Source organism: Kitasatospora sp. NPDC093558 (assembly GCF_040683475.1).
Classification (GTDB): Bacteria; Actinomycetota; Actinomycetes; order Streptomycetales; family Streptomycetaceae; genus Kitasatospora.
Genome location: NZ_JBFBDY010000478.1, coordinates 1 through 4,949, shown reverse-complemented (window position 1 = coordinate 4,949; position 4,949 = coordinate 1). Strand labels below are relative to the sequence as shown.

Annotated in this window: 4 protein-coding genes; 3 read left to right on the top strand and 1 reads right to left on the bottom strand. The window is 75.1% G+C overall.

The genetic code is table 11. The annotated features are described in order from the left end of the window. Positions 1-11 precede the first annotated feature (11 nt). Positions 12-392: a hypothetical protein gene (locus AB0O00_RS29550; RefSeq protein ID WP_363656911.1), complete on the top strand. Its 381-nt coding sequence runs from the start codon at positions 12-14 to the stop codon at positions 390-392. Between the two features lie 390 nt (positions 393-782). On the opposite strand, the gene AB0O00_RS29545 is transcribed toward AB0O00_RS29550, so the two are convergent. Further along, on the bottom strand, positions 783-2,597 hold the full coding sequence (locus AB0O00_RS29545) for a beta-galactosidase (protein ID WP_363656909.1): 1,815 nt from the start codon (positions 2,595-2,597) through the stop codon (positions 783-785). Positions 2,598-2,647: 50 nt separating this feature from the next. Here AB0O00_RS29545 and AB0O00_RS29540 point away from each other — a divergent pair, with 50 nt between their 5' ends. Together AB0O00_RS29540 and AB0O00_RS29535 are read left to right on the top strand one after the other, a co-directional pair. After that, positions 2,648-4,126, top strand: coding sequence for a PTS transporter subunit EIIC (locus AB0O00_RS29540; RefSeq protein WP_363656907.1), 1,479 nt, complete (start codon positions 2,648-2,650; stop codon positions 4,124-4,126). Positions 4,127-4,170: 44 nt separating this feature from the next. Beyond that, a partial coding sequence (locus AB0O00_RS29535) for an aldo/keto reductase (RefSeq protein WP_363656905.1) occupies positions 4,171-4,949 on the top strand: 779 nt, incomplete at its 3' end.

The following is a 4,949-nucleotide window of genomic DNA, read 5'->3' as shown; positions in this document are numbered from 1 at the left end:
AGCCCCGCCGACTGGTCGCCGACGGGCACGTGTACCTGTGGACTCTCCGCCACAGCCACCGCGCGCTGGACGACGGCCGGGCGGCGGAGTGCCGCGAGACCCTCACGCTGCACCCCCAACCGGCTGGCACCGGCGCCCCACTGCGCATCGTCTTCGCTGACGGCCCAGGCCGGTACGTGGGCGGGGCCCCGCTGGGTTCCGGGGACGTGGGGTGCGTCCGGGGCGCCTCCCTGAACCTGCACGAACCGGGCGCCGTCCGGGCGCTGCTCGACGCGGCGTCGGCGTGTGGGTGGCGGCCGGGGGAGCAGCGGGCGGCGGAGGTCGACGGCTGGTCCCTGCTGGATGCAGCGGCGGCCCTGCGGACCGGGAACACCGGCCCCACGGAACGGTAGGGCCCGGCGCCGGCCCGTCGCGCCGTCACGAGGACCCGCCGCACAGGAAGTCGGCGGGCCCGACTTCCCATGTGTGGTGATTTTCGGGCTGCCCCCGGTCCGGGCTTGCCGCGTGGGAAGTCGGCGGGTTCGACTTCCTGTGCGTGCGTGGTTGTGGGGCGGGATTTTCGGGTGGGGCCTGCTGCTGGGCCGCGCTGCGTGGGAAGTCGGCGGGGCCGATCTCCTGCGCTGGGGGAGGGCCGGGTGGGGCCTGCTGCCGAGTCAGGGTGCGTGGGAAGTCGGCGGAGCCGACTTCTCGTGTGTGGTGGTTTCGGGCCACCCCCGGTCCAGGCCCGCTGCGCGGGAAGTCGGCAGGCCCGCCTTCCCGCGCGGCATCGCTTCAGGGCGGGGTCAGTACTCGCTGCTCGGGGCCTGGGCGGTGGGGCCCAGGTCGGGGTGGTCGCGGAGTTCGGGGGCCTCGCCGGGGTGGTCGAGTTCGAGGACGAGGAGTTCGTTGCGGCCCGGGCGCCACAGGGGGGCCGGGGCGTAGAGGGTGCGCTGGGGGCCCTCGGCGGTGTGGCGGCCCAGGAGGAAGCCGTTGAGCCACAGCAGGCCGCGGCCCCAGCCGGGCAGGGCGACGAAGGCGTCGGCGGGGGTGTCGACGTCCGTCTCGAAGCGGTGGAACGCCGGGTCGCCGTCGGTGAGCGCCACCGCCTCCGGTGCCTCCAGACGGAGGGCGGCGAGGTCGTCGAGCGGCAGCGGCCGGATCTCCCACTCGAAGAGCAGCTGGCCGCCGTGCGCGACGCCCCGCGTGATGCCCTTGCGGTCGTCCATGTTGGGGCCGTAGTTCACCCGCCCCAGGGCCTCGACCAGGATGTCGAGGGTGGCGCCGCCGGGCCCGGTGGCCAGCGCGAGCGTCGCCCGGGGGCTGTTGCGCTCGAGGACGCCGAGCGGGCGTCCGTCGACGAAGACGTGGGCGCGGTCGGCGAGTCCGTCGATGCGCAGCGGCAGTTCGGGGCGCGGTCCGGGCACGCGGGTGCGGTAGTGGATGAGGCCGCGGGCCTGGCCGAGGCGTTCCATCGGTTCGGGGCAGGCCCGCCGCACCGGCTGCGACAGCGAGTCCAGGGCCGCGAGCAGGCGGGCGCGTCCGGTGGCCCGTTCCAGGCGGCGCGGGGCCAGGCGCGGCGCCAGGGCGGGAAGTTCGCCCTCCGGCAGGTCCGGCAGGGGCAGGTAGCGGCCGATGACCTCCCGCAGCGTGTGGAACTTCTCGGTGAGTTCGCCCGCCTCGCCGATCGGCGCGTCGTAGTCGTAGCTGGTGGAGGTCGGTTCGAACCCGGCGTCGCAGGGGTGGGCGCCGCTGTGGTTGGCGCCCGCCCACAGGCCGAAGTTGGTGCCGCCGTGGGCCATGTAGAGGTTGACGGAGGCGCCGGTGGCGAGGAGTTCGTCGAGGGAGGCGGCGCTCTCCTTGGGGTCGCGCACGTGGTGCGGCTCGCCGAGGCGGTCGAACCAGCCGATCCAGAACTCCATCGCGGTCAGCGGCCCCTGCGGCTGCTGGCGGCGCAGCACGGCGAGGCGTTCGGGCGCGCGGGAGCCGAAGGTGGCGGTGGCCAGGTGACCGGGGATGGTGCCGCCCTGCTGCATGGTGTCGTGGGCGCCGTCGGCGGTGAACAGCAGGCAGTCCACGCCCCGGCGCACCAGGCCGTCGCGCAGGTGGCGCAGGTAGGCGCCGTCGCGGCCGTAGCTGCCGTACTCGTTCTCCACCTGCACCGCGACCACCGGCCCCCCGCGGCTCGCCAGCAGCGGCAGGATCTCGGGCACGACGGCGTCGAACCAGCCGTCCACCTCCGCGAGGTAGGCGGGGTCCGAGCAGCGCAGCCGCAGGCCGTCGACGGCGAGCAGGCGGGCGGGCAGGCCGCCGAAGTCCCACTCGGCGCAGATGTACGGGCCGGGGCGCAGGATCACGTCCAGGCCCAGGGCCTGGGCGGCGCGCACGAACCGGGCGACGTCCCGCCAGCCGGTGAAGTCCACCTCACCGGTGGGCAGTTCGTGGAAGTTCCACGGGATGTAGGTGTCGACGGTGTTGACGCCGAGCGCACGCAGCCGGCGCAGCCGGTCCTCCCACAGGTCGGGGTGGACGCGGAAGTAGTGCAGGGCGCCGGAGACGATGCGGTGCGGCGCGCCGTCGCGCAGGAATCCGCAGGCGTCGAAGTCGAGACGGTCGGGCATGCGCGGGCCTTTCGGGGGCGGCGGGCGGGTGCGTACGGACGATGACCGGTATGCCCGGAGCGCGCGCGGGCAATCAGCTCCTCATGACGGACACGCACACCCGCACCGCCCGCGACCTCCTCGCTCTCGTCGGCGGGGCCGCCAACGTCACCTCCACCGCCCACTGCATCAGCCGCCTGCGCCTGGGCCTGGCCGACCCGGGCCTCGCCCGCACCCGGCAGATCAAAGACCATCCGGCGGTACTGGGGGTCGTCGTGGACGGCACCTACCAGATCGTCCTGGGACCGGCGGCCGTCGACCACGTCGCCGAGGCCTTCGAACGGGCCCTGGCCGAGGACGCTTCAGCAGAGGCCCTCGCCGCCAGGGGAGCCGCCCTCAAGGACGACCGCCGGCGCCGCAACGCCACCCCCGGCAGACTCCTCCTGCGCCGCATCGCCGACATCTTCGTCCCCCTCATCCCCGCCCTCATCGCCTGCGGCGTCATCGCCGGCCTCGGCGCCACCCTCAACTCCCTCGCCCTGTCCACCCACACCGCCGCCCTGAGCGGCATCGTCCCCGTCACCACCGCGCTCTCCCAGGGCTTCATGTCCCTGATCGCGGTCTTCGTCGGCTACAACACCGCCAAGGAGTTCGGCGGCACCCCCGTGCTCGGCGGCGCGGTCGCCGCCATCGTCGTCTACCCGGGCGTCACCGCCGTCACCCACACCCCCTTCGGCCACCTCAGGCCCGGCCAGGGCGGCGTCCTCGGGGCACTGGGCGCCGCCGCCCTGTGCGCGGCACTCGAACGGTGGGCCCGGCGCCGGGTGCCCGACCCCCTGCAGATGCTGCTCGTGCCCACCCTCGCCCTCGCCCTGTCCGGCCTGGCCGCGCTGCTCGTCCTGATGCCGCTGGCCGGCCTCCTCGCCGACGGCATCGGCAACGGCGCCACCTGGCTCCTCGCCCACGCGGGCACCGGCGCCGGCGTCGTCCTCGGCGGCACCTTCGGAACCCTCGTCATGTTCGGCCTCCACCAGGCCCTCATCCCCATCCACACCACCCTCATCGAGCACCAGGGCTACAGCGCGCTCTACCCCATCCTCGCCATGGCCGGCGGCGGCCAGGCCGGCGCCGCCGTCGCCGTCTACCTGCGCGCCCGCCACAACCCCTCGCTGCGCCGCGTCATCAGGTCCGCGCTGCCCACGTGCGTCCTGGGGGTCGCGGAGCCCGTCATCTACGGGGTCACGCTGCCGCTGGTGCGCCCCTTCGTCACCGCCGGGATCGGGGCCGCGGCGGGCGGCGCCGTCGTCGGCCTGTTCGCCCAGCTGGGCCTGACCACCGGCTCCACCGCGATCGGCCCCTCCGGCCTCGTCCTGCTGCCCCTGCTCGACGGCAGTCACGGCATCGGCCCCGCCGTCCTCGTCTACACCGGCGGCTGGCTCACCGCCGCGCTGGCCGCCTGCGCCCTCACCTACGCCTTCGGCTTCACCCCGGCGATGCTCGCCGCCCTCAACGCCCCGGCCCCGCCCGCGCCCGACGCCCCGGCCGGATAGGGTCCGTACGGACGGACCGGACGATCTTCGAGGAGTACCGCCCCATGAGTGCCGCGAGCAGTGCCGCCGTGCCGAACCCGCCCGCCGGATCGCCGATCACCAGGTTCGGCCTGGGCACCGCCGCCGTCGGGCGCCCCGGGTACATCAACCTCGGACGCGACGCCGACCTGCCCGCCGAACGCAGCGTCGAGGCGCTGTGCCGGCGCACCCACGACCTGCTGGACGCCGCGTACGCCGCCGGGGTGCGGTACGTGGACACGGCCCGCTCGTACGGGCGCGCCGAGGAGTTCGTCGCGCAGTGGCTGGCCGAGCACCCCCGGGAGGCGGCCGACACGGTGGTGGGCAGCAAGTGGGGCTACACCTACACCGCCGACTGGCGCACCTCGGGGGTGGCGGCGCACGAGGTCAAGGAGCACTCGACGGCGGTGTTCGACCGTCAGGTCAAGGAGAGCCGGGCCCTGCTCGGGCGCCATCTCGACGTGTACCTCGTCCACTCCGTCACCCCCGACAGCCCCGCCCTCACCGATGCCGCCCTGCACGGGCGCCTGGCCGAACTCGCCGCGGACGGCGTGCGGGTGGGCCTGTCCACCAGCGGCCCCGACCAGGGCGCCGCGATCCGCGCCGCCCTCGCCGTGACGGTCGACGGGCAGCCGCTGTTCGCCGCCGTCCAGTCCACCTGGAACCTGCTGGAGCCCTCCGCGGCCCCCGCCCTCGCCGAGGCCCACGACGCCGGGTGGCTCGTCGTGGTCAAGGAGGCCATGGCCAACGGCCGCCTCGCCGACCGCAACGCCACCGGCCTCGACACCGCCGCCCTGCGCGCCCT

What these genes read in the sequence shown, in the direction of transcription:
- AB0O00_RS29545 (WP_363656909.1), bottom strand. Translation starts at nt 2,597, where the DNA reads ATGCCCGACCGTCTCGACTTCGACGCCTGCGGATTCCTGCGCGACGGC.
- AB0O00_RS29540 (WP_363656907.1), top strand. Translation starts at nt 2,648, where the DNA reads ATGCCCGGAGCGCGCGCGGGCAATCAGCTCCTCATGACGGACACGCAC.